The sequence below is a fragment of the Pseudomonas sp. LBUM1653 genome (genome assembly GCF_059716115.1).
In genome coordinates, this window is sequence record NZ_CP166803.1 from 6,250,225 (window position 1) to 6,272,315 (window position 22,091).

At 60.8% G+C, this 22,091-nt stretch carries 21 protein-coding genes and 2 pseudogenes; 11 read left to right on the top strand and 12 right to left on the bottom strand.

The window, feature by feature from the left end; all coding sequences use genetic code 11:
* Nucleotides 1–78: 78 nt before the first annotated feature.
* Nucleotides 79–846, top strand: a pseudogene (locus ACA054_RS28215) (MCP four helix bundle domain-containing protein); the annotation flags it as partial.
* 357 nt (nucleotides 847–1,203) lie between these two features.
* Nucleotides 1,204–1,701 (top strand): annotated as a pseudogene (locus ACA054_RS28220) (methyl-accepting chemotaxis protein); the annotation flags it as partial.
* Nucleotides 1,702–1,707: 6 nt separating this feature from the next.
* On the opposite strand, the gene ACA054_RS28225 reads toward ACA054_RS28220, so the two are convergent.
* The 4 genes from ACA054_RS28225 to ACA054_RS28240 form a co-directional block, all read right to left on the bottom strand.
* Nucleotides 1,708–2,586: a DMT family transporter gene (locus ACA054_RS28225; protein ID WP_497687115.1), complete on the bottom strand. Its 879-nt coding sequence runs from the start codon at nucleotides 2,584–2,586 to the stop codon at nucleotides 1,708–1,710.
* Nucleotides 2,587–2,623: 37 nt separating this feature from the next.
* Nucleotides 2,624–3,442, bottom strand: coding sequence for a sugar phosphate isomerase/epimerase family protein (locus ACA054_RS28230; RefSeq protein WP_497687116.1), 819 nt, complete (start codon nucleotides 3,440–3,442; stop codon nucleotides 2,624–2,626).
* A gap of 2 nt (nucleotides 3,443–3,444) precedes the next feature.
* Nucleotides 3,445–4,500: a Gfo/Idh/MocA family protein gene (locus tag ACA054_RS28235; protein WP_497687117.1), complete on the bottom strand. Its 1,056-nt coding sequence runs from the start codon at nucleotides 4,498–4,500 to the stop codon at nucleotides 3,445–3,447.
* A gap of 240 nt (nucleotides 4,501–4,740) precedes the next feature.
* The gene (locus ACA054_RS28240; protein ID WP_497687118.1) at nucleotides 4,741–5,517 is read right to left on the bottom strand and encodes an IclR family transcriptional regulator; all 777 of its coding nucleotides are present in this window, start codon (nucleotides 5,515–5,517) and stop codon (nucleotides 4,741–4,743) included.
* A gap of 175 nt (nucleotides 5,518–5,692) precedes the next feature.
* On the opposite strand from ACA054_RS28240, the gene ACA054_RS28245 reads away from it, so the two are divergent.
* From ACA054_RS28245 to ACA054_RS28265, 5 genes are all read left to right on the top strand, one after another.
* On the top strand, nucleotides 5,693–7,441 hold the full coding sequence (locus tag ACA054_RS28245; RefSeq protein WP_497687119.1) for an FAD-dependent oxidoreductase: 1,749 nt from the start codon (nucleotides 5,693–5,695) through the stop codon (nucleotides 7,439–7,441).
* Nucleotides 7,425–8,258, top strand: a complete 834-nt coding sequence (locus tag ACA054_RS28250; protein WP_497687120.1) for an aldo/keto reductase — start codon at nucleotides 7,425–7,427, stop codon at nucleotides 8,256–8,258. Before ACA054_RS28245 ends, ACA054_RS28250 begins: the two co-directional genes overlap by 17 nt.
* A 147-nt stretch (nucleotides 8,259–8,405) precedes the next feature.
* Nucleotides 8,406–9,275 carry a KPN_02809 family neutral zinc metallopeptidase gene (ypfJ, locus tag ACA054_RS28255; protein WP_497687121.1) on the top strand — a complete coding sequence of 290 codons (870 nt, stop codon included), beginning with the start codon at nucleotides 8,406–8,408 and terminating at the stop codon, nucleotides 9,273–9,275.
* A gap of 148 nt (nucleotides 9,276–9,423) precedes the next feature.
* Nucleotides 9,424–10,317: a KPN_02809 family neutral zinc metallopeptidase gene (gene ypfJ, locus ACA054_RS28260; RefSeq protein ID WP_497687122.1), complete on the top strand. Its 894-nt coding sequence runs from the start codon at nucleotides 9,424–9,426 to the stop codon at nucleotides 10,315–10,317.
* Nucleotides 10,318–11,274, top strand: a complete 957-nt coding sequence (locus tag ACA054_RS28265; RefSeq protein ID WP_497687123.1) for an alpha/beta fold hydrolase — start codon at nucleotides 10,318–10,320, stop codon at nucleotides 11,272–11,274. It abuts the gene before it with no gap.
* Between the two features lie 28 nt (nucleotides 11,275–11,302).
* Here ACA054_RS28265 and ACA054_RS28270 read toward each other — a convergent pair whose 3' ends face one another.
* From ACA054_RS28270 to ACA054_RS28280, 3 genes are all read right to left on the bottom strand, one after another.
* Entirely contained in the window at nucleotides 11,303–11,896 is a 594-nt protein-coding gene (locus tag ACA054_RS28270; RefSeq protein ID WP_497687124.1) for an HAD family hydrolase, read from the bottom strand.
* Nucleotides 11,893–12,762, bottom strand: coding sequence for an acyl-CoA thioesterase II (tesB, locus tag ACA054_RS28275; protein WP_497687125.1), 870 nt, complete (start codon nucleotides 12,760–12,762; stop codon nucleotides 11,893–11,895). The genes ACA054_RS28270 and tesB overlap by 4 nt, the downstream gene beginning before the upstream one ends.
* 106 nt (nucleotides 12,763–12,868) lie before the next feature.
* Nucleotides 12,869–13,438 carry a GNAT family N-acetyltransferase gene (locus tag ACA054_RS28280; protein WP_497687126.1) on the bottom strand — a complete coding sequence of 190 codons (570 nt, stop codon included), beginning with the start codon at nucleotides 13,436–13,438 and terminating at the stop codon, nucleotides 12,869–12,871.
* A 77-nt stretch (nucleotides 13,439–13,515) separates the two neighbouring features.
* On the opposite strand from ACA054_RS28280, the gene ACA054_RS28285 reads away from it, so the two are divergent.
* Together ACA054_RS28285 and ACA054_RS28290 are read left to right on the top strand one after the other, a co-directional pair.
* A complete protein-coding gene (locus tag ACA054_RS28285; RefSeq protein WP_497687127.1) occupies nucleotides 13,516–14,436 on the top strand; it encodes a histone deacetylase family protein in 921 nt (306 codons plus the stop codon).
* Between the two features lie 281 nt (nucleotides 14,437–14,717).
* Nucleotides 14,718–15,959 (top strand): TIGR03862 family flavoprotein, encoded by a 1,242-nt coding sequence (locus tag ACA054_RS28290; protein WP_497687128.1) that lies wholly within the window; start codon nucleotides 14,718–14,720, stop codon nucleotides 15,957–15,959.
* Nucleotides 15,960–16,093: 134 nt separating this feature from the next.
* Here ACA054_RS28290 and rhlE1 read toward each other — a convergent pair whose 3' ends face one another.
* Complete coding sequence (gene rhlE1 / locus ACA054_RS28295; RefSeq protein WP_497687129.1) at nucleotides 16,094–17,431, bottom strand: RNA helicase RhlE1; 1,338 nt, start codon at nucleotides 17,429–17,431, stop codon at nucleotides 16,094–16,096.
* A 65-nt stretch (nucleotides 17,432–17,496) separates the two neighbouring features.
* Nucleotides 17,497–18,426 carry a drug/metabolite exporter YedA gene (gene yedA / locus ACA054_RS28300; RefSeq protein WP_497687130.1) on the bottom strand — a complete coding sequence of 310 codons (930 nt, stop codon included), beginning with the start codon at nucleotides 18,424–18,426 and terminating at the stop codon, nucleotides 17,497–17,499.
* A gap of 166 nt (nucleotides 18,427–18,592) precedes the next feature.
* On the opposite strand from yedA, the gene ACA054_RS28305 reads away from it, so the two are divergent.
* Nucleotides 18,593–19,051, top strand: coding sequence for an Lrp/AsnC family transcriptional regulator (locus ACA054_RS28305; RefSeq protein WP_497687131.1), 459 nt, complete (start codon nucleotides 18,593–18,595; stop codon nucleotides 19,049–19,051).
* A 125-nt stretch (nucleotides 19,052–19,176) separates the two neighbouring features.
* Here ACA054_RS28305 and ACA054_RS28310 read toward each other — a convergent pair whose 3' ends face one another.
* The 3 genes from ACA054_RS28310 to ACA054_RS28320 form a co-directional block, all read right to left on the bottom strand.
* Nucleotides 19,177–19,788: a 3'-5' exonuclease gene (locus ACA054_RS28310; protein ID WP_497687132.1), complete on the bottom strand. Its 612-nt coding sequence runs from the start codon at nucleotides 19,786–19,788 to the stop codon at nucleotides 19,177–19,179.
* A 22-nt stretch (nucleotides 19,789–19,810) separates the two neighbouring features.
* Nucleotides 19,811–20,290, bottom strand: a complete 480-nt coding sequence (locus ACA054_RS28315) for a LabA-like NYN domain-containing protein (RefSeq protein ID WP_007946629.1) — start codon at nucleotides 20,288–20,290, stop codon at nucleotides 19,811–19,813.
* Between the two features lie 128 nt (nucleotides 20,291–20,418).
* Entirely contained in the window at nucleotides 20,419–21,186 is a 768-nt protein-coding gene (locus tag ACA054_RS28320; RefSeq protein WP_497687133.1) for a DUF2076 domain-containing protein, read from the bottom strand.
* A 178-nt stretch (nucleotides 21,187–21,364) separates the two neighbouring features.
* On the opposite strand from ACA054_RS28320, the gene ACA054_RS28325 reads away from it, so the two are divergent.
* Complete coding sequence (locus tag ACA054_RS28325) at nucleotides 21,365–22,039, top strand: YciC family protein (protein ID WP_497687134.1); 675 nt, start codon at nucleotides 21,365–21,367, stop codon at nucleotides 22,037–22,039.
* The last annotated feature ends 52 nt before the right edge of the window (nucleotides 22,040–22,091 follow it).

The following is a 22,091-nucleotide window of genomic DNA, read 5'->3' on the forward strand; positions in this document are numbered from 1 at the left end:
CGGTTTCGGGCCTGCGCTTTTTTTGTGCCTGTTTTTTATGAATTCATGAATGTTCACTCATGCCAAGGAGGTCAAACCATGTCGCCAGGTCACCTGAGCATCGCCAAGCGCGCCATGATCAGCTTCGGCCTCATCGCCTTGCTGGTCCTGTTGCAAGGTTTGTTCGCCCTCAAGCAAGTGGCCGAAGTGCGTGCCACCGGCCAGCACACCGAAAACGTTTCCCTGCCCAGCACCCGTTATCTGGGAGAAATTCGCGACTACGTCCTGAGCATTCGCGTGCTCAGCCTGCGCATGGCGCTTAATCGTGAGCCCAAGGTGCTCGACGCGACCGTCACACGCCTGCATCAAGTGCAGGGCTGGCTTGCACAAGCACTGGACAAGTTCACCCCGCTCGTAGGTGACTACAACCGGGTCCCGTACGAAAATTTCGTTGCGACGGTCACCCGCTACCGTCAGGCGCTGGCGCAATACGAAAGCCTGTCGCAGGCAAACCGCCTCGAAGAAATGACCGCGCTGCTCAATGGCAAAATCCAGGATTACTCGACCCAGACCGGAGACCAGTTCGCCGAACTGGTGGCGCTCACCGCCAACGAAGTCAGTCAGTCAGCAGCGCAAGCCGACACGCTCTATGGCCAGGTGAAGGTCACGGTGTTCGGGGCCTTGCTTGGCGTGTCACTGCTGACCGCGCTTCTCGCCTGGCTGTTGATTCGCAGCATCGTGGTGCCCATCCGCCAGGCAGTGGAAGTGGCCGAGCAAGTAGCCGCCGGCGATCTCGGCACGCCGATACAGAGCCAGGGTAGCGATGAAACGGCGCGCTTGCTCACTGCCCTGTCGATCATGCAGAGCAGCTTGCGCGACACCCTGCAACGGATCAGCGCCGCATCGAAGCAACTGAACGCAGCTGCCGAGCAAATGAACCAGAGCACTCATCAGGATTCCGGGCGACTGCAGCAGCAACACAACGAAATCGAACAAGCCGCCACCGCGGTCAACGAGATGACGGTTGCCGTGGAAGAAGTCGCACGCAATGCAGTCTCGACGTCTGACAGCACACGCCAGTCGACACAGCAGGCCAGTCAGGGCCAGGCGCGAGTCATCGAGACACTGGACTCGATTCAGGCAATGAGCGCCGATGCCGGCACGGCCCTGCAACAAGTGCAAACCCTGGCCGAGCAATCCCGGGAAATCGGCAAGGTGCTGGACGTGATTCGCGCCATCGCCGAGCAGACCAACCTGCTGGCGCTCAATGCCGCGATCGAAGCGGCCCGGGCCGGGGAAGCCGGGCGTGGTTTTGCGGTGGTCGCTGATGAAGTGCGCGCACTGGCCCATCGCACCCAGCAATCGACCCGGGAAATCGAACAGATGATCGGCCGGGTTCAGGGTGATACCGAGAGTGTGGTGTTGTCGATGCACAGCAACAGTCAGCGCGTCGCCCAGACCCTGTCGATCGCCGAACAGGCCGGCATCGCCTTGGCGCAAATCACCCGGGCCATGGAGCAGATCCACGAGCGCAACCTGGTGATCGCCAGCGCATCGGAAGAGCAAGCCGCAGTGGCCCGCGAGGTGGACAGGAATCTGCTGAACATCCGCGACCTGTCACTGCAAAGTGCTGATGCCTCTACCCGTACCAGCGCCACCAGTCAGGAGTTGTCGCAATTGGCCGCGGGCCTGCAAAATCTGGTGGTGCGCTTCAGGTTTTGAGTGACCTCAGCGGCGGCTTTGTTGCCATGCCGCCGCCAGGCCACTGCAGCAAATAATGGCGATCCCGACGATAGTGGTCAGGGTTGGCGTGTGGGAAAACAGCAGCCAGCCCAGCAGGCCGGCGAACACGATCTGGCAATAGCTGAAGGGCGCCAGCAAGGCCGGCGCCGCATGGCGGAAGGCCTGGGTCAAGAACAGGTGCGCCGTCATCCCACAGGCGCCCAGCGCCAGCATCATTGCGCCGTGCAGCAAAGTCGGCACCTGCCAGAAGAACGGCACCAGCGCACTCATTATCAGGGTGTTGCACAGCCCGGCAAAGAAGTTGCTGGTGGTAGGGCTGTCGATCTCACTGAGCTTGCGAGTCAGCAGTTGGTAGAAGCAGAAAAACAACGCCGAGCACAGCGGCAGTAGCACCGCCGGAGTGAATAAATCACCACCGGGGTGAACGATGATCAGCACCCCGATAAACCCGCAAATCACCGCCAGCCACTGGCCCCGCGTCACCCGTTCCTTGAGCAGCGGCACCGACAACGCCGTGACCAGCACCGGTGCGAGGAAGTTGACCGACGTTGCCTCGGCCAGCGGGATGTACATCAACCCGGTGGTAAAGAACAGGCTGGTACCCAACAGGCATAACGCCCGAATCAGCTGCAGCAGCGGCCGCTTGGTACGCAGCACGCGCAGCCCGGATTGCGGCAGGAATATCCCGGCCATCAGCAAGGTATGCACCACATAACGCGCCCAGACCACCATGACGATCGGATAGAACCCGGAAAGGTACTTCGACAATGCGTCATGGCTGGAAAACAGGAAGGTTGCGACAACGATCAGCAGGATCCCTTTGAAGGGCTGATTGACGCCGGAAAGCGGGGTGCTGACGGTCATTGGGGTTCCTTGTTCAAAATCAAAAGCTTCGCGGGACCTAGGTCAGCCGCGCGAGCAATTCCCGGGTTTTACTCAATGCCATCTGCGCCCGGTCCAGCCCACTCACGCCCTGCTCCAGCAGTTGCACGGTGGGAATCTCCAGGCTCAATGGAATGTTAGCCGGCAAACACCGCAACAGCCCCGGCAGATCACAATCGCCATCGCCGGGAAAACGCCGTTCATTACGCGCCTGCCGCAAGATCTCGGCCATGTCTTGCGGCCTGGGCCCCGCCACGTCACACAACTGCGCATACCGTAACCGTGAGGGGCCAACCCTGGCCAGATCTTCCAGCCGCGACCCAGAGCGATCGAAGTGAAAGGCGTCGACCAGCACCGCCGCGTTTTCACGCTCGGCCTTTTCAACGATGCGCACGGCTTGCTGCAAATCGCGCGCGTCGGTCCAGGGCATGAACTCCAGGTGCGGATGCAGCCCGTAAGGCGCCGCCAGATCACATAGCCTTGCAAAATTTTCCGTCAGCCGCTGCTCGTCAGGATCGTTACCCGCCACCAGCAACTCACTGGCACCGAATTCGGCACCCACTGCCAGCACCTGCTCGAAATCGGCAACAACGGTGTCCGGTTTAAGCCGCAGGATTTCAACATCCAATACACGAATGCCGGTATCGCGCAGACGCGCCAGGGTCTGGCGCCGCAGATCGTCATCTGCCAACAGCGCGAAATGGTGTTCCTGCGGCGTCGCCGGCACCAGGCGCAAGCCGACATGGCTGTAACCGGCTCGTGCCGCGACCTCGACCATGTCCGGCGGTGACAACTCCAGCACGGTCAGACTGGCCAGGGAAAAGATTCGTTCACTCATGGTCAACCCTCGATCCAGGATGGTGCGCAAGCGCGGCCGGTTTCGGCGGCCTCGCGGATGGCTTCGATCAAAGCCAGAGTACGGGCGGCATCGGCAACACTCACCAACGGCTCGACTTCCCGGCGCGCGACGCGCACGAAGTGTTGCAACTGCAAACGCAAGGCTTCATCGCCACTGAAACTTTCCTGAGTCTGCACCAACGACTCATGCCATCCACCATCAGCTTCTGCGTAATGCCAACGCTTGAGTTGCGGAATACTCAACGCCCCGCCGGTCCCGGCCAGCAAGTAGCAGGGTTGGTCGTCCTGACGCGGGTAAACCGGGTTTTCCCCGGAGTCCAGCTCCCAACTCCAAGGTGCCGCCACCGCATCGGACCCGGTCAGACTGCCCAGCGCACCGTTGTCGAATTGCAGTAGCACTGCCGCGCAATCTTCATTGGCAAACCCGCGTACCGCGTTGCTGGTGATGGCCTGAACCTGCCGCACTTCGCCGCACAAGTGCCGCAGCAGATCGAGGTCGTGAATCAGGTTGGTCAGCAACATTCCCGCACCGGCCTCGCGGCGCCAGGGTGTTTCGAAGTAGCTGTCGGGCTTGCGCAACTGCCAGAGCGCCGTCACCGTGGTCAGTCGACCCAGTGCACCACTGTGGACAAGTTCATGGGCGCGGACGATCAACGGATTGTGGCGACGGTGATGGCCCACCAGCACGGGTACGCCCGTGGCTTTCGAAGCCGCCACCAGCTCGCGGACTTCATCCATGTGCACGCCCACCGGTTTTTCCAGAAGCACCGGCACGCCCGCAGCGAGGCAGTCGAGGGCAGTGCTGACGTGAAGGGTATTCGGATTGGCGACAATGACGGCGTCTGGCTTTGCCTGCTCCAGCATCTGACGATGATCGGCGAAATACCCCACGCCCCATTCAGCCGCGAGACCTGCCGCTTGCGGACCCGGATCGGCCACAGCGCACAGGGTCCCATCAGTCAGGGATTTGAGATGCTGGTAATGCTGCTGGCCCATGTTGCCAGCGCCGATCAGGGCAATTCGAAGGGGCGAACTCATGGAGCGGTCCTCTTGTGGTTATTGTTGGAGGATGAATTCCGACAATTTAGAACCTGGTTCCAGATTCTTACACAAGCGTGCATTGAAAGTGTTCGAACAGCGCACAGCTTTAGCAAGCTCACCCCCTATCAAATGTGGGAGCGAGCCTGCTCGCGAAGACGGAGCGTCAGTCGAAATCAATGCCAGCTGTTACACCGCTTTCGCGAGCAGGCTCGCTCCCACAGGGGTTTTGTGCAGGACTCAGCTGAATAGCTCCGACGCCAGACTCGCCGCCGACAACTCATCGGTAAACGCCAACAACAACGGCGCCAGTTCGTGCAGCCGCGCCCCTGGCATCCGCGCACTCGGTCCGGCGATGCTGAGCACGCCGATCACCCGACCATCACCGGGATGGCGCACCACCGCGGCAATCGCCGAGGTGCCTACCGCCGAACTTTCCTCGACACAGGCGTAGCCCTGCTCCCGTGCCAGGCGCAAGCGTTCAAGCAATTCAATGTTGGACCTTGGGGCATTTGGGCCCAGATCCAAAGGCCGGTCCGCCGCCTGGCGTTCCACCAGCGACAAGGCTTCGGCATCGCTCATGCACGCCAGCCAGGCATGACCGGAGGCGGTGTAGAACAGCGGTGCATCTCGGCCCATGTCCGGGTCATAGCGCAGCCCGGAACGAGCCCCCTGAGACTTGGCGATCCAGGTCTGGCGCTCACCTTCGATGACCCCCAGGCGCACCAGTTCGCCGGTTTCCTGAGCCAGCCGGTCGAGCACCGGTTGCACGATATCGGCACCGCTGCTCGACAAATAACGGAAACCCATCGCCACCAGCCTGGTCGACAAGTGATAACGCAAGTTGTCCGGATTCTGCCGTACATAGCCGAGCCGGATCAGCTCGGCAAGTAACCGGTGAGTGGCACTTTTGGGGATGCCCAGTTGCTCCGCCAGCACCTGCATCGGCAGGCCACGAGGGTCGCTGGTAAGGCTTTCAAGCACACTGAAAACACGTTCGATCTGACTGCCGGCCATGGGGATATCCACACAAAATTTGCTCGATTCTAGAAGACAACGTCAGGAATGCGAAATCTGGAACTGCCTGTCCGATTACCGCCCGCTTTACGCAGCCTCGACTTGCCGGCCCTCTTCCGGCCTCATATATTTTCTGGAACCAGATTCCAAAATAATAAACCCCGGAGCTTAAACCATGCCTGCCCAACCGTATTGCCCTCCCGACATCGACTGCGATGTGCTGATCGTCGGCTCCGGTGCGGCCGGACTGGCAACGGCCGTGACGGCGGCATGGCATGGCCTGAAAGTGATAGTGGTGGAAAAAGACCCGGTTTTGGGCGGTGCCACCGCCTGGTCCGGTGGCTGGGCGTGGGTACCGTGCAATCCCCTGGCCCGACGCGCAGGCATCGTCGAAGACGTTGAACAACCGCGCACTTACTTGAAACACGAACTGGGCGATCGGTATGACCCTTTGATGATCGATGCCTTCCTGGAAGCCGCTCCGCGCATGGTGGCGTTCTTTGAACAACACACCTCGCTGCAATTCGCCGACGGCAACGCGATTGCCGACATTCATGGCGACACGCCGGGCGCCGGTACCGGTGGGCGTTCGGTGATCGCTGCACCCTATGACGCGCGCAATGTCGGCAAGCTGCTCAAGCGACTGCGTAAAACCATGCGCGAAACAGCCTTCATGGGCATGCCGATCATGGCGGGCGCAGACCTTACCGCGTTTCTCAACCTGACCCGTTCGTTGTCGGCGACCTGGCACGTTACACAGCGTTTCACTCGCCATTTGCTCGACCTCGCCGTGCATGGTCGGGCGATGCAACTGGTCAACGGCGTGGCGCTGGTAGCGCGCCTGGCGAAATCCGCCGACGATCTTGGCGTGTTGCTGTGGGAGTCGGCACCGGTTACCGAGCTGTTGCGCGAGAACAATCAGGTTCAAGGTGCGGTGGTTCGCACCGCCAAAGGTTCGATTCGCATCAAGGCACGCAAGGCCGTGGTGCTTGCGGCCGGCGGTTTCGCCAATGACATCGAACGGCGCAAGGCTCTGTTCCCCCGCACGCCGACCGGACACGAACACTTGGCACTGCCGCCCCTCGGTGTGTCCGGCGATGGCCTGCGGCTTGGCGAGAGCGTCGGCGCCCGAGTCGACACCAACCAGGCATCGCCGGTGGCCTGGGCACCGGTTTCACGAGTGCCACACCGTGATGGCAGCAGCGGCCACTTCCCGCACATCATCGAGCGCGGCAAGCCGGGGATCATCGGCGTGCTGAGCAACGGCCAGCGTTTCGTCAACGAAGCCAACGGCTACTACGACTATGTGACGGCCATGGTCGCCTGCGCCCCGCCCGGGGAAGAAGTGGCCTCCTGGCTGATCTGCAGTCATGGCTTTCAGCGACGTTATGGCCTGGGCATTTCCCGGCCGTTTCCGGTACCGCTGTCATCCTTTATCCGCAGCGGTTATCTCAAAACCGGCAAGACCCTGGAGGAATTGGCACAGGCCTGCGGAATCGACCCGGTCGGCTTGCGCACGACCGTGGCGGACTACAACCGATACGCGCGTAACGGCCAAGACCCGCAGTTCGGCCGCGGGTCAACGCCCTACAACCGCAAACAGGGTGATGCGCTGCAGCAGCCCAACCCCTGCGTCGCGCCGATCGAACAAGGGCCGTTCTATGCCGTGAAAGTCGAACCGGGTTGTTTCGGCACCTTTGCCGGGCTCAAGGTCAATCAACACGCCCAGGTCCTCGACGACTCGGGCCAGGCCATCACCGGCCTGTATGCGGCGGGAGGCGACATGGCCAGCATCATGGGCGGCCACTACCCCGCTGGCGGCATCAACCTGGGGCCGGCGCTGACTTTCGGCTACATCGCCGCGCGCCATATCGCCGGCATCACTGCTTATGAAAAGGAGATCGACCATGACGCACATCGTTAATGCCCAGGGTTTGAACATGCCCAAGCTCGGCCTCGGCACCTGGCCAATGCTTGGTGAGGAATGCACCCGAGCCGTGGAACAGGCCCTGGCGATGGGTTATCGACACATCGATACCGCTGCGGCCTACAACAATGAGGACGCTGTCGGTCAGGCGCTGGTGAACAGCCCGACACCCCGCGAACACGTCCATGTCACCAGCAAAGTCTGGTGGGACCAGCTGCAACCCGACGCCATGCGACATTCCATGGACCGCAGCCTCAAGGCTATGCGCAGCGATTACGTCGACCTCTTCATGATCCATTGGCCCAGCACCGATTGGGACTTGCCGCGTACGATCGAAACCCTGGTGTCATTCAAGGAGCAGGGGCTGGCGCGCAATATCGGCGTGGCGAATTTCCCGCTGCCCCTGCTGCGCACAGTAGTCGAGGAACTGGGCGCGCCGCTGTCAGCCATTCAGGTCGAGTACCACGTGCTGCTTGGCCAAAACGCTCTGCTGGACTACGCCCGTCAACAGGATCTGGCACTGACGGCCTATTCGCCGCTGGCACGCAATAAGGTGTCGGATGTTCCGGTTATCCAGCAGATTGCCGCCAAACACGGGGTATTGCCGACCCAGGTCGCACTCAAATGGCTGCTGGATCAATCGAATGTGGCTGCTATCCCCAAGGCCAGCAGCGAGGCAAACCAATTGGCTAACCTGGCAGCGCTCACCGTCAACCTGGATGATCAGGATCGTGCGCTGATCGCCGGCCTGTCCAAGCGCGAGCGCCAAGTCAGTCCGGAGTTTGCACCCGTGTGGGACGCGTTCGATCGATAACCGCGAAAGGGCCACTTTCGATGTGCGACAGCCATCGCATTGACTGTGGCCTTACCAAACCTTACACATTTCACCCACACGCCTTTGCCAGTGCGGTTATTCATAGACTTGGCTACACGCCCCATCAATCTATGAGAGACCGCTAACATGCTATGGAACAAGGCAAGACGCAGCAAAAACGTGGACGACACACGCGAGGGCAAGGATGCCCGCATGCTTACAGGGACAACATTGGCTGCCGGGCTGGCCGCCGTCGCCCTGGCCAGCGCAGGACTTTATTCGACACTTGAAACGTCACCGGACGCTCCTGCGCTCGCGCCCTCCTACACCCTGAACCGCCCCCTCCCTCAACCATCGATAGAGCCTGAAGAAGATCTGCAGCTGATGTTTGTTCAGTCAGTGTTGGGCGATACCGAAGACACCTGGGACCAACTGTTTGCGCAAATGGGCCGGCACTATCCACACCCCACCCTGACGCTGTTCAACAACGGCGTGGTCTCGGGCTGTGGTTTCGCCAGTTCCAGCAGTGGCCCGTTCTATTGCCCGAGCAATCAGCAGGTGTATCTCGACCTCGAGTTTTTCAGCACGCTGGAGCAGCAGTTTTCAGTGGTTGGTGACTTCGCACGGGCCTACATCATCGCTCACGAAATCGGGCATCACGTACAGCTTGAACTAGGCCTCTCCGAACCCTTCGAAAAAGCCTTGCTCGAGCAACAACCCGTCAGCGGCGATGGCGGACTGGAAGTCCGCGCGGAGTTGCAGGCCGACTGCCTGGCCGGTGTCTGGGCTCACCATGCGCAACAGCGCCTGGACTGGCTGGAGCCGGGGGATATAGATGCCGCCCTGCATGCCGCGGCAACGTTCGGTGACGACCACCTGCAAGGATCGCGCAATGCCCAGGTTCGGCCAGAGACATTCAGCCACGGTACTTCCCGGCAGCGCGTGAACTGGTTCAAGACCGGATTTGCCACAGGCCTGGCGGAGGCCTGTGACACCTTCACCGCCGATGTCCTGTGATACCCGCCCGCCAATGAAGCCTCAAATGTCACTGCCTGGATAGAACCGCTGCCACTCATGGCTGTCTGACGACCGGACTGGCGCCGCTCCCACTGAGCAGCAACACTCATCCCACGGTTCTTTACCCGCAACATCAGAGGATTCCCACATGCTATGGAAAAAAGGTCGACGCAGCGACAACGTGGTCGATGCCCGTGGCGATGATGTCGGAGGCGGTGGCGGCGGGATGCGTTTTGGTGGCGGCAAGGGCCTGAGCCTGACGGCGATCGTGCTGATCGTAGGCATCGGCTGGATCACAGGCCAGGACCCGATGCAGATTCTCGGACAACTGACCGGGCAGATGGGTGAACAATCGGCGCCGACCACGTCCCAGACGCGCAAGGCGCCACCGGCCAATGATGAAGGGGCCGAGTTCGTCCGCTCGGTTCTCGGCGATACCGAAGATACCTGGCGTCAGATTTTCCAGCAGGCGGACCGGCAATATAAGGATCCGACCCTGGTGCTGTTCAGTAACCGGGTCAATTCGGCCTGCGGACTGGCAACATCGGCGACTGGTCCCTTCTATTGCCCCGCAGACCAGAAGGTTTATCTGGACATGGCCTTCTTCCAGGAGATGTCCCAACGCTTTGCTGCCGCGGGCGATTTCGCCCAGGCCTACGTGATCGCTCACGAAGTCGGACACCATGTACAAACCTTGCTCGGTGTTTCGGCGAAGATGCAGGTCGCCCGCCAGCAAGGCCGGCAGATGGAAGGCGATGGTGGTTTGCTGGTGCGCCAGGAGCTGCAGGCCGACTGCCTGGCCGGGGTCTGGGCCAACAATGCGCAGAAGCGTCTGAACTGGCTGGAGCCGGGCGATATTGAAGAAGCGTTGAACGCTGCGAACGCCATTGGCGACGATCGCTTGCAGCAAAAGGGTCAGGGCCGTGTGGTGCCGGACTCATTTACCCATGGTACGTCAGCGCAACGGGTGCGCTGGTTCAAAACCGGATTCGCCCAGGGCCAGGTTGGCCAGTGCGATACCTTTGCGGCGAAAAATCTGTAAATGAAGAAGTGGTGGTTAGTCGTACTGTTCACCTGCGTAACGTCCCAGGCTGCGGAGCACGGGGTCAAGGAAATCAGCCCCGGGCGCCTGCTGTTGAAATCCGGTGAGATCGCGGTGGGCATAAGCCCGGCCCCGGCAAAAATCGAGCGCGTATTGATCATCGTCCATGGTCGCCTGCGCAATGCGCAAACCTATCTCCAGACCGCCGAACACGCGGCCGAACTGGCCGGGCAAAGCGCTACGACCCTGGTGATCGCCCCGCAATTTCTCAATGAAACCGACGTTGCGCAGCACCCGGTGGCGGACACCGTTTTACGCTGGCAGGGTAATGAGTGGATGGCCGGCGGTGAATCCACAGCGCCATTTCGTCTGAGCACCTACGACGCGCTGGACGAAATCGTCGCCCGCCTGGGTGATCGTCAGCAGTTTCCGGATGTGAAGCAAATCGTCATTGCCGGTCACTCGGGGGGCGCTCAAGTGGTTCAGCGCTACGCTTTGCTGGGCCACGATCAGTCGGCCCTGGAAGCCGCCGGCGTGCAGATGCGCTATGTGATCGCCAACCCCTCTTCCTACACCTATTTCGATGAGCGTCGGCCAGTGGCCTTCAGTCATGCAGGGTGTCCGCAATTCAACCGTTGGAAGTACGGGCTGACAGATTTGCCTGCGTACGCAGAGGGACAAACTGCCGCGCTGCTGCAGGAAAAGTACCTCAAGCGCGACATCGTTTATCTGCTGGGGCAGAAGGACGTCGATCCGAACCATCCAGCGCTGGATAAAACCTGTGAGGCAAAGGCCCAGGGTCCGTATCGATTGGCCCGGGGACGCTACTACTTCGCTTACCTGAAGCGGCTGCAACCGCAAGGGTTGCAGCAGCAACTGGTTGAAGTGCCCGGTGTCGGGCATAACGGGGACGGGATGTTTACATCGCCGCAGGGGCAGCAGGCGTTGTTTCCGTAGCAACGAGGGCGGCGCCCGCGCAGGGCCCTCAAGCCGACAGCATCTGCCGCAACTCGACACAATCCGCCGCATGCCAATCGGTCAGCTCCGGCCACGGATTATCCGGCAGATTGACCAACACCGTCCGCGCTCCCGCCGCACGTCCGCAATCCAGGTCAAAACGGTAATCACCGACCATCACCATCTCGCTGGCCGACACATTCCAGGCTTCGGCCAGTTTCAGCAATCCACCAGGATGCGGCTTCGGTGGCGCCTCATCGCGGCCCAGCACATCGTCTACCGCAAAGCAGTCGGCCAGGCCGATAGCCTCCAGCGTGACATGCGCCAGTTCGCGGGCATTGCGCGTGAGAATGCCCAGGCGATAACCGCGGCCGGCCAATTCACGCACCAGCTCCACAGCCCCCGGTGCCGGTTTCGAACCTAGCGCCAGATCTCGCTCGTGCTCGAGCAACCAGGCGTGTTTGGCGTTGGCTTCATCGACCGGCAGTGCCGCCAGATGCGTCAGGATGTCGGCTTCAGCCGGGATCGCCAACGCTACGCGAATCGCCGCGAAATCATGCACAGCCACCGTCAGGGTGCCGTCCATGTCGAACACCCAGTGGCGCACATCGGCCAGGCTCATGCCCAATCCTTGCGATGGCGAATCAGGCCTTCCTGGGTGACCGAGGCCACCAGTTGCCCGGCGCGGTTGAATACGCTGCCACGGGAGAACCCGCGGGAATTGCCGGCCCATGGGCTGTCCATTGCGTACAACAACCAGTCATCGGCGCGCAGGTCAGCGTGGAACCACAACGCGTGGTCGAGGCTGGCGACCTGCATGTCCTTGTGCCAAACCGATTTGCCGTGGGGCTGCATCGAAGTGGTCAGCAGGCCGAAGTCCGACGCATAGGCCAGCAAATACTTGTGCAATGCCGGGGAGTCGGCCAAGGCGCCGTCGGCGCGAAACCAGACGTATTTGATCGGATCGCTGGCTGTCGGGTTGTAGGGATCTTCCTCAGCGACTGGCCGGAATTCGATCGGTTTCGGGCACAGCAGTTTTTCACGCATGTGCTCGGGGATCAGGTGAGCGCGTTGCTGGGTCAGCTCCAGTTCCGATGGTAGGTTTTCCGGCCCGACCACTTGCGGCATTTGTGTCTGGTGCTGGAAACCTTCTTCGTCGTACTGGAACGAGGCGCTGCAGGTGAAGATCGGCTGACCCTTCTGGATCGCCGTCACCCGGCGTGTGCTGAAACTGCCGCCGTCGCGCACCCGGTCAACGGAATAAACCACTGGCAACTTGGCATCACCAGGGCGCAAGAAATAGCCATGCATCGAATGCACATGACGCGCCTCTTCAACGGTCTGACTGGCCGCCGACAGCGACTGACCGAGCACCTGGCCGCCAAACAGCTGACGAAATCCCAGGTCCTGGCTGCGGCCACGGAACAGGTTTTCTTCGATCGGTTCCAGGCTCAGCAGGTCGACCAGATCATCCAACACTTGGCTCATTCAGACTCTCCTCACACAACGCAATGCCGCGCAGTCCTGGCTGCGTCGGTCGATTCAGTTTCTGGCCGGTGCCAACATAGGGGCCATTGTAAACGTCCGTGCCAGGTTATCCATGCAAGGTTTGCAGCCATTGTTCACGGCTGATGCGATACAGCACGTGATGACGCAGGGAATGATCGAGGGCAAGCCTGGGATGATCGAAGTCATCGGCCGGATCGTGATGCATGCCGATCGCCTGCATGACTTTCTGCGACGGCAGGTTGCTGACCGCGGTAAAGGACACGACTTCATTCAGTACCAAGCGATCAAACCCGCAGCGCAGAGCGGTCCATGCCGCTTCGCTGGCATAACCCAGCCCCCAGTGCTCGCGCGCCAGGCGCCAGCCGATTTCAATGGCCGGGGTGAAAGGCGCGTCGAAACCGACCACGCCCAGACCGGTAAAACCGATGAACTGGCCGGTGTCTTTGCGCTCTAGCGCCCAAAGGCCAAAGCCATGCTCGGCAAAGTGCTCGCGAACCCTGCCAATCAACGATGCACTTTCCGATCGGCTCAAGGGTGCCGGAAAATAGCGCATGACCTGCGGATCGGCGCACATCGCGGCAAACTCCGGCAAGTCCTCATCACGCCACTGCCGCAACAGCAATCGCGCGCTCGCCAGTTCCAGTATCGGCTCCATCGTCCCCCTCCCCCAATTCCATGCCGTCAGTCTACAACGCTGGTAGGATCCTTCACTCATTCCGAAACGAAATCATCATGCCGCTGCCGCTGATCTACCACGAAGACTACAGTCCCGAGTTTCCGGCGGATCACCGCTTCCCCATGGACAAGTTTCGCTTGCTGCACGATCACCTGGTGGACAGCGGCCTGACTCGCGACGCCGACCTGCTGCGTCCACAGTTGTGCCCACCGCAGATTCTCGCCCTCGCCCATGACCCTTCGTATATCGAGCGCTATATGAGTGGCGATTTGTCCCGCGAGGACCAGCGACGCCTCGGCCTGCCCTGGAGCGAAGCCCTTGCCCGGCGCACGGTGCGCGCGGTCGGCGGTTCGCTGCTGGCGGCGGAGCAGGCGCTGGAGCATGGCCTGGCCTGCCACCTGGCTGGCGGCACGCACCATGCGCATTACGATTACCCCGCCGGGTTCTGCATCTTCAATGACCTGGCGGTGATCAGCCGTTTCCTGCTGGAGAGTGGTCGGGTGAATCGGGTGCTGATCTTCGACTGCGATGTGCATCAGGGTGACGGGACTGCACGAATTCTGCACAACACTGCGGATGCTGTGACCGTTTCCCTGCACTGCGAGAAGAACTTTCCTGCACGCAAAGCCGAAAGTGATTGGGACATCCCACTGCCCAACGGCATGGGCGATGCCGATTACTTGAAGGTGGTAGACGATGCGCTCAACTACCTGTTGCCCCTCTATCAGCCGGACCTGGTGCTGTATGACGCCGGTGTCGATGTGCATAAGGACGACGCGCTCGGTTACCTGAAGCTGACAGATCAAGGCGTCGCCGCTCGCGATGAAGCCGTCATGCGCCATTGCCTGGGCCGAGACATTCCGGTGGTCGGAGTGATCGGTGGCGGCTACAGCAAGGACCGTAAGGCTCTCGCCCGCCGTCATGGCATCCTCCATCACAGCGCCCAGCGGGTCTGGCAGTCATCAGGCTGTCACTGAGTTGTGGATGCTTTACCCACAATGCCTGTGGAACCGCCTGTGGATAACCTGCGGGAAAGGGACTGCAGGCCATGTGCCGTATAGGCTACAGCGTGGCGGTTGTTTTTTGATCAGCTCTTGAATACACCGATGCCCCCTGTGGGAGCGAGCTTGCTCGCGATAGCAGTGTGTCAGATACATACAGGCTGAATGTGCCGCCGCCATCGCGAGCAAGCTCGCTCCCACAGGGATTTGGGCTGATAGAATGCCCGGCTTCATTCCGCCAATCCGCAGCCCACGCCATGACCCAGCACTCAACCTCCTCCCCTTCCAATGTCGCCATCATCGGCGGCGGCCCCGCCGGCTTGATGGCGGCTGAAGTGTTGAGTCAGTCCGGGATCAAGGTCGACCTGTACGACGGCATGCCTTCAGTGGGGCGAAAATTCCTCCTGGCTGGCGTCGGCGGCATGAACATCACCCACTCCGAAGCCTACCCGGCCTTCCTCTCGCGCTATGCCGAACGCGCACCGCAGATTGCGCCGCTGCTGCGCAGCTTTGGCGCCGATGCGTTGTGCCAGTGGATACATGACCTGGGCATCGAAACTTTTGTCGGCAGTTCCGGCCGGGTATTTCCAACAGACATGAAAGCCGCGCCGCTTTTGCGCGCTTGGCTCAAGCGCTTGCGCGATAGCGGCGTAGTTATCCACACCCGCCACCGCTGGCTCGGCTGGGATGATCGCGGCGGTTTGCGCATCGACAGCCCCGATGGCGAAAAAACCATTCAAGCCGATGCCATACTGCTTGCCCTCGGTGGCGGTAGTTGGTCGCGCCTGGGATCGGACGGCGCGTGGATGCTGCCACTGGAGCAACGCGGTGTAGGACTCGCGCCCCTGCAACCGAGTAATTGCGGCTTCGAGGTGCAGACCTGGAGTGATTTGATGATCAGCAAATTCGCCGGCGCGCCGCTGAAAAACATTGCCATCGGCCTCAATGATGACGTGCCAAGGCTGGGTGAATGTGTGATCACTGCGACCGGGATTGAAGGTAGCTTGATCTACGCCTTGTCGGCACTGATCCGTGAAGCAATCAACCAGCACGGCTCGGCGACCATTCATCTCGACCTTCTTCCAGGCCGACCTGTGGATAAAATCCAGACTGCATTGAGCAAGCCGCGTGGCTCACGCTCGATGGCTAAACATCTGCACAGCCAGTTGGGTATCGACGGGGTGAAAGCGGCGTTGTTGCGAGAGCTGACATCTGCCGAAACCTTTACCGACATGGCATTGCTGGCCAAAGCGATCAAGGCGTTGCCAATGACACTGGTGAAAACCCGACCGCTGGATGAAGCCATCAGCAGTGCTGGTGGTGTGTTGTTCGAAGCAATGGATGAACGATTGATGCTCAAGCAAATGCCTGGCGTGTTTTGCGCGGGCGAGATGCTGGATTGGGAAGCGCCAACGGGCGGCTATCTGCTGACTGCGTGTTTCGCCAGTGGGCGAGCGGCGGGAATGGGGATTGTTGAATGGCTGCAGCGCACGGGCTGAAGACCGAGTTGAACCCTTCGCGAGCAGGCTCGCTCCCACATTTAATCTTTGGTGCTCACAAATAGTGTGTTCACAGAGATCCACTGTGGGAGCGAGCCTGCTCGCGAAGGCGGCCTACAAGACGCCGCCGCTAATCAAGGTTTGCGCTTACGCGGCCCAGTGTTGAACACCGGTACCTTGCGCACAGGCTTGATCGAAGGCTCCGCTGGCGCAGCTTCCCCGCTATCCACCCACTTGCCGAGATTGCGTTTACCGCCACCACCCGACGCTTTGGGCTTCTTCGGTTTCTTCGGCTTCTTCATCACCTGACCACTGGCATCGGTGTCCGGCACGCGATGCTCTGGCTCGAAGTCCGGCTCGTTCTGACGCTTGAGTGTCTGACGGGTCAACATCTCGATGGCCGACAGCAGATTCACTTCATCGGCGCACACCAGGGAAATCGCCTCGCCGGTCGCCCCCGCGCGCCCGGTACGACCGATGCGGTGGATGTAATCTTCGGCCACGATCGGCAAATCGAAATTGACCACCAATGGCAGGTCTTCGATATCCAGGCCTCGGGCCGCGACGTCGGTGGCGACCAGGATCTGCACTTCACTGAGCTTGAAGCGGTCCAGCGCACGCTGACGGGTCGCCTGGGGCTTGTCGCCGTGGATGCCATCGGCGTTGATGCCCAGGCCCTGGAGTTTTTCCACCAGCGCGTCCACGCCGTTGCGGGTCTTGGCGAACACCAGCACCTGCTTCCACTTGCCCTTGCGCATCAAGTGCACGAACAGTTCTGGCTTGCGCTTCTTGTCCACCGTCACGATCCATTGCTTGACCGTATTGGCAGCGACGTTGCGCGGGCTGACTTCGATGCTCAGCGGGTCGTTGAGCATCTGCCCGGCCAGCAGGCGGATATCGTCGGAGAAGGTGGCGGAGAACAGCAGCGTCTGGCGCTTCTTTGGCAGCGCCTTATAGATATTCGCCAGTTCCTCGGAGAAACCCAGGTCGAGCATGCGATCGGCCTCGTCCAGCACCAGGGTTTGCAGCTGATTGAACTTCAGTGCGTTCTGGCGGAACAGGTCGAGCAAGCGGCCTGGGGTCGCCACCAACAGGTCGACGCCGCTGCGCAGCTTCATCATTTGCGGGTTGATGCTGACGCCGCCGTACACCGCGTAGGTACGCAGCGGCAGGTTCTCGGCATATTGGCGCACCGCTTCGTGAACCTGCTCGGCCAGTTCTCGGGTCGGCACCAGAATCAGCGCACGCACCGAGTTGGCGGTGACTTTCGGCCCTTCCATGGCCAGCAACTGCAGGAGCGGCAAGGCGAAACCGGCGGTCTTGCCGGTGCCGGTCTGGGCGGCGGCCATCAGGTCGCGACCGGCCAGCACCGCCGGAATGGCTTGTGCCTGAACCGGCGTCGGAGTCTGGTAGCCGAGCGTCTCAAGGGAGCGCAGCAAGGGTTCGATCAGGCCAAGGGTGGCGAAAGTCATGGGAGTACCGTAGGAAAATTCAGCGCGATTGTGCGAAACAGGTGTGCAATGGCGCGCAGTTTACCCTAATTCACACGAGATTCTGTCGGCACCACCGTCACCACTGGCCGTTGCGGTGTGCGGCGCCATTGCGGCAGGCCAATCAGCACCACGGCACTGATGATCACCAGCATGGCCAGCGCTTCCTCGATGCCAATGGTCTCGCCGACAAACACGATCCCCAGCAACACGGCCACCGCCGGATTGACGTAGGCATAACTGGTGGCCGCCGCCGGACGCACATGCTTGAGCAGATACATGTAGGCATTGAAGGCAATGATCGAACCGAACACGGTCAAGTACGCCAGCGCCGCCCAGCCCTCGATGGGTGGGACCTTCTCCAGGTGTTCACCGCTCACAGCGCTACCGATCAGCAACACTACGCCGCCGACCAACATTTCCACGGCACTGGCCATTGCGCCTTGAGGCAACGGCAGGTGTTTGCTCCACACCGAACCGAAGGCCCAGGTTGCCGCGGCAAAGATCAGCAACGCCGCACCCAGCGGACTCGATTGCAGGTTGGAGCCGAGGTTGAGCATGGCAATGCCGATCATCCCGAGCGCAATCCCGGCCCATTCGAGACGGGTATTACGCGCGCCCCAGAAATATCCACAGAGCAAGGTAAACAGCGGCACCGTCGCCACTGCCAACGCAGCGACACCGGAGGCCACGCCCGTGTGTTCAGCCACGCTGACCGCACCGTTACCGCAGGCCAACAGCAAGACGCCGATGATCCCGGCGGCTTTCCATTGCACCCAGGTCGGGGCCGGCGCCCCGCGCCAGCGCAGGAAGGCGTACATCAAGGTCCCGGCGATGACGAAGCGAATCCCCGCAAGCAGCAACGGCGGCCAGTACTCCACACCGATGCGAATCACCAGGTAGGTCGAGCCCCAAATCACGTACAGCGCGAAAAAGGCAGCGATTAACGGCAAGGGAAAGCGACGTAGACCAGGCATGGGGGGGCAGCTCACAGGCAAGACAAGTGAACGGCTATTCTAGAAAGGCTGACGCCGGAAAATAAGTTACAAAACCTGTTTAAAGCGTCGGTACACTTTTCAAAACACGGAGTTCGGCGCTATAAACCGTGTTTTCGAAAGTCCGTCATTTTCAGGAGTTGCCTCGATGGATAAGTACGACCGCATGCTGCTCAGCGCCCTGCTGGAAAACGGTCGCGCGTCCTACGCCGACCTGGCGCGCAAGGTCAACCTCTCCGCCCCGGCCGTGGCCGAACGCGTAGCCAAACTCGAATCCAGCGGCGTGATTACCGGTTACCAGGCGAAGGTCGACATGGCCAAGCTTGGCTTGCCGATCCAGTGCGTGATCGAACTGCGCTTGAACCAGCACGGCAACCAGAAAGCCTACGACGACCTGATCAAGATCCCGCAGCTGACCGAATGCCACCGCGTGACCGGTGACCCGTGCGTGATCATGCAGGCGGCGGTGGGTTCGATGCCGGAGCTGGAAGATTTGATCAACCGGATTGCCACGTTTGGCTTCAGCAAGACGTCGATTGTGTTGTCGAGTGCCATCGAAAAGCGGGTGCCGTTGGGGCAGTTGGAAAGCAATGGCAAGGCGATTTAATTGTTGTAGGTGATCCCCTGTGGGAGCGAGCCTGCTCGCGAAAGCAATTGATCATTCAACATTGATGTCGACTGACACTCCGCTTTCGCGAGCAGGCTCGCTCCCACAGGGGAATCGTGTCGCGGTCAGAATCCGCGATGCCGCTTCAGATGCTCATTGACCTTCGCCGCCGGCACTTTCTGCAACTTGCACAACAGATCATGGGACAACTCGCGCAACCCATGCTTCTGTCGCAACTCCTCGGCCAGGTGCGCCGTCAGGTTAGCCGCCATCTCGGCATCGGCCATGGCCCGGTGGGCCTTGCCGGTGTGGGGCAGGTTGGCGAAGGTGGTGAGGGTGCCGAGTTTGTGGTTCGGCGCGGCGGGCATCAGGCGCCGGGCCAGCAGCAGCGAACAGGCAAAATTCTGCAGGCGCGTGCGTTTGATCCGCCCCAGTTCAAAGTCCCAGAACTTCTGGTCGAACGCGGCATTGTGGGCCAGCAAAGGCGTGCAGCCGACGAACTCGTTGACCTCATTCATCACCTGCTCGGCCGAAGGCGCGGTGCGCAGCATGGCGTTGCTGATTCCGGTCAGTTGTTCGATGAAGCCCGGGACGCGCACGCCGGCGTTCATCAGGCTCTGGTAACGCTCGACGATGCGCCCTTGCTCAAGGATCACCACGGCAATTTCCGTGGCCCGGCAACTGCTGCTCGGCGAGATCCCGGTGGTTTCAAAGTCGATGACTGCTATGCGTTCCAAACCTGTTTCAACTCCGTAAAAATCAATTCTTGAGCAGCAACGCGCCTTCGATCGGCACGTAGCGGCTGGCGGCGCGGATCAGCGAGTTGGCCGTCAGGCCCGGTACCCCGTAGGCCACCGCTTGCACGCCGTGCTTGCTGATGATGCGTTCCAGCAGCATGTCGAAATCACCGTCGCCAGAGGCCAGCACCACTTCATCGACATGGTCGGCCGCGTCCATGATGTCGAGGGTGATACCCACGTCCCAGTCGCCCTTCGCCGAGCCGTCGCTGCGCTGGATATAGGGCTTGAGCTTCACGGTGAAACCGAGGTTGCGCAGGATCTGCTGGAACTGCTGCTGTTTGCTGTCGCCACGATCGATCGCGTAGGCGTAGGCCTCGACGATCTCGCCTTGCTTGCTGATGTCAGCCCACAACGCGGCATAGTTGAAATGGCAACCATAAGCCTGGCGCACGGTGTAGTAGAGGTTCTGGACATCGGCGAACACTGCGATTTTTTTCACCGGACACCTCATTAACGCGCAGGCAGGATCAGGCACCAGGCCCGAAAAGTCGCCCAGTATGCCAGCCAAAAGGAGTGTTTCGCGAATAATCGGCCCGAAGCGCCGCAGCGCCCCGGACGAATGGCGTATCAGACGAAGGAGTCGTCGCCATCGAAGAACGATGAGCTGTCATCGCTGTAGTCGGCGTCGGCAAGACCGCCCTGGTCGTTGGCATAGGAATCGTTGCCGGCCACGCGCTGGTCATCGCCCCAGCCATTGTTGCCCTGGTCGTTGACCTGGGCCGGTTCTTCCTTGATGACTTCGACGATTTCCTGCGCCGGCTGATTGTGCTGGAACAGACTGCTGATGCCTTGTGCCAACATCACGCCACCCGCCACGCCGGCCGCGGTTTTCAGCGCACCACCGAGAAACCCGCTGCCCGGTGCTGCCGGGGCCTGTTGCTGGGGTGCATAGCCCTGCTGTGGAGACCCACCGAAGTTCTGCTGCGGCGGCTGCGAGTTGAACGATGGACGCGCCGGCTCACGCCAGCCGCCCCCACTCGACGCCACCGGTTGCGCGGGCGCAGGCTGCGGATCACGACTGCCGCCACCAAAGATGCTCGACAAAAAGCCACCGCTGTTCGGCGCTGCAGTCGCCGTTTGCGCCTTGGCTTGCTGCAGTTCGGCCTGCAATTGCTGGATTTGCGCAGTCAGTTGCTTGTTCTGCCCGTCGAGGCTCTTGATCGCCGCCTCTTGCACCAGAATCGCCTGGGTCATGAAATAACCTGCCGCCGGTTGGCGTGTCAGGTGTTCCTTGATCCGCGCCTCGGCCCGGGCATCGCGCGGGGCTGAGTCCGTCTCGGCCTGTTGCAGCCGGGAAAACAGTCCATCGATCAGGGTTTGTTCTTCGCTGTTCATGGCGACCTCGTAGATTGCCGGGAAAATCGTTGCCTTTATCCACAAAGGATAAGGTGCTCGACCTTAATGGAGGCTGAAACAAGTTGTTTCAATGACCTTTACCGAACGTTTACGTTTGCGTCCTCCCGCGCATCATCGGTTAAAGTGGGCAACTGCTTTCAACCTGCGATACCAACTGATGAATCCGTTAGATGTACTGCGTGACTCCTTGTATTTCTTCAAGCGCAATCTGCGCCAGATCGTGCAGCTGTGCCTGCCACTGGTGATCATTGAGGCCCTGTTGCAACAAGTGGTCGACCACTCCACCGAGCCGGACAGCTTCCCGGGTATCAGTGTGATCGTCGGTTTGCTGGTCTATCCGCTGTACACCGCCGCCCTGATCCTGTTCCTCGACGCCCGCAGCCGTGGCGAATCGCCCAGTAATCGCGAGCTGCTGTCGAGGTCCGCCTATTTGTGGCCGCGTTTCGCCTTGCTGACCGCCCTGAACACCCTGCTGATTCTTCTGGGCTTGTCGCTGTACTTCCTCCCGGGCATCTGGCTGATGGTGACCCTGGCTTTCGGCGAGTACCTTCTGGTGCTGCGGGGCCTGGCGCCGTTGCAGGCCATGAAGGAAAGCCTGCGTCTGACCCGTGGCCATTTCCTGCGCATCCTGGTGTGCATCCTGTGTGTGATGGGGCCTTTGTGGTTGCTCAAGGGCGCAACGTTGGCGGCGTACCCCGAGCCGCAGAACCCGGCGATCTCGCTGCTGATCGACAGTGCCCACAGCTTCCTGCAGCTGTTCACCAGCGTGGTGCTGTTCCGCCTGTTCATGCTGATCAGCGAAGTGCCGGAAAAAATCGATGGCCCACGATGACCGTGGGCGACCGCCCGTCAGTCGGGTATGCTCGGGGTCAACTTCCGTAACG

Coding starts and splice junctions, on each gene's coding strand:
- ACA054_RS28230 (WP_497687116.1), bottom strand. CDS start 3,442: ATGAGTGAACGAATCTTTTCCCTGGCCAGTCTGACCGTGCTGGAGTTG.
- ACA054_RS28270 (WP_497687124.1), bottom strand. CDS start 11,896: ATGAGCCTGGCCGATGTGCGCCACTGGGTGTTCGACATGGACGGCACC.
- ypfJ (WP_497687121.1), top strand. CDS start 8,406: ATGCTATGGAACAAGGCAAGACGCAGCAAAAACGTGGACGACACACGC.
- ACA054_RS28240 (WP_497687118.1), bottom strand. CDS start 5,517: ATGGCCGGCAGTCAGATCGAACGTGTTTTCAGTGTGCTTGAAAGCCTT.
- ACA054_RS28285 (WP_497687127.1), top strand. CDS start 13,516: ATGCCGCTGCCGCTGATCTACCACGAAGACTACAGTCCCGAGTTTCCG.
- ACA054_RS28245 (WP_497687119.1), top strand. CDS start 5,693: ATGCCTGCCCAACCGTATTGCCCTCCCGACATCGACTGCGATGTGCTG.
- ACA054_RS28225 (WP_497687115.1), bottom strand. CDS start 2,586: ATGACCGTCAGCACCCCGCTTTCCGGCGTCAATCAGCCCTTCAAAGGG.
- ACA054_RS28265 (WP_497687123.1), top strand. CDS start 10,318: ATGAAGAAGTGGTGGTTAGTCGTACTGTTCACCTGCGTAACGTCCCAG.
- ypfJ (WP_497687122.1), top strand. CDS start 9,424: ATGCTATGGAAAAAAGGTCGACGCAGCGACAACGTGGTCGATGCCCGT.
- ACA054_RS28305 (WP_497687131.1), top strand. CDS start 18,593: ATGGATAAGTACGACCGCATGCTGCTCAGCGCCCTGCTGGAAAACGGT.
- ACA054_RS28320 (WP_497687133.1), bottom strand. CDS start 21,186: ATGAACAGCGAAGAACAAACCCTGATCGATGGACTGTTTTCCCGGCTG.
- ACA054_RS28325 (WP_497687134.1), top strand. CDS start 21,365: ATGAATCCGTTAGATGTACTGCGTGACTCCTTGTATTTCTTCAAGCGC.
- rhlE1 (WP_497687129.1), bottom strand. CDS start 17,431: ATGACTTTCGCCACCCTTGGCCTGATCGAACCCTTGCTGCGCTCCCTT.
- yedA (WP_497687130.1), bottom strand. CDS start 18,426: ATGCCTGGTCTACGTCGCTTTCCCTTGCCGTTAATCGCTGCCTTTTTC.
- tesB (WP_497687125.1), bottom strand. CDS start 12,762: ATGAGCCAAGTGTTGGATGATCTGGTCGACCTGCTGAGCCTGGAACCG.
- ACA054_RS28280 (WP_497687126.1), bottom strand. CDS start 13,438: ATGGAGCCGATACTGGAACTGGCGAGCGCGCGATTGCTGTTGCGGCAG.
- ACA054_RS28290 (WP_497687128.1), top strand. CDS start 14,718: ATGACCCAGCACTCAACCTCCTCCCCTTCCAATGTCGCCATCATCGGC.
- ACA054_RS28250 (WP_497687120.1), top strand. CDS start 7,425: ATGACGCACATCGTTAATGCCCAGGGTTTGAACATGCCCAAGCTCGGC.
- ACA054_RS28235 (WP_497687117.1), bottom strand. CDS start 4,500: ATGAGTTCGCCCCTTCGAATTGCCCTGATCGGCGCTGGCAACATGGGC.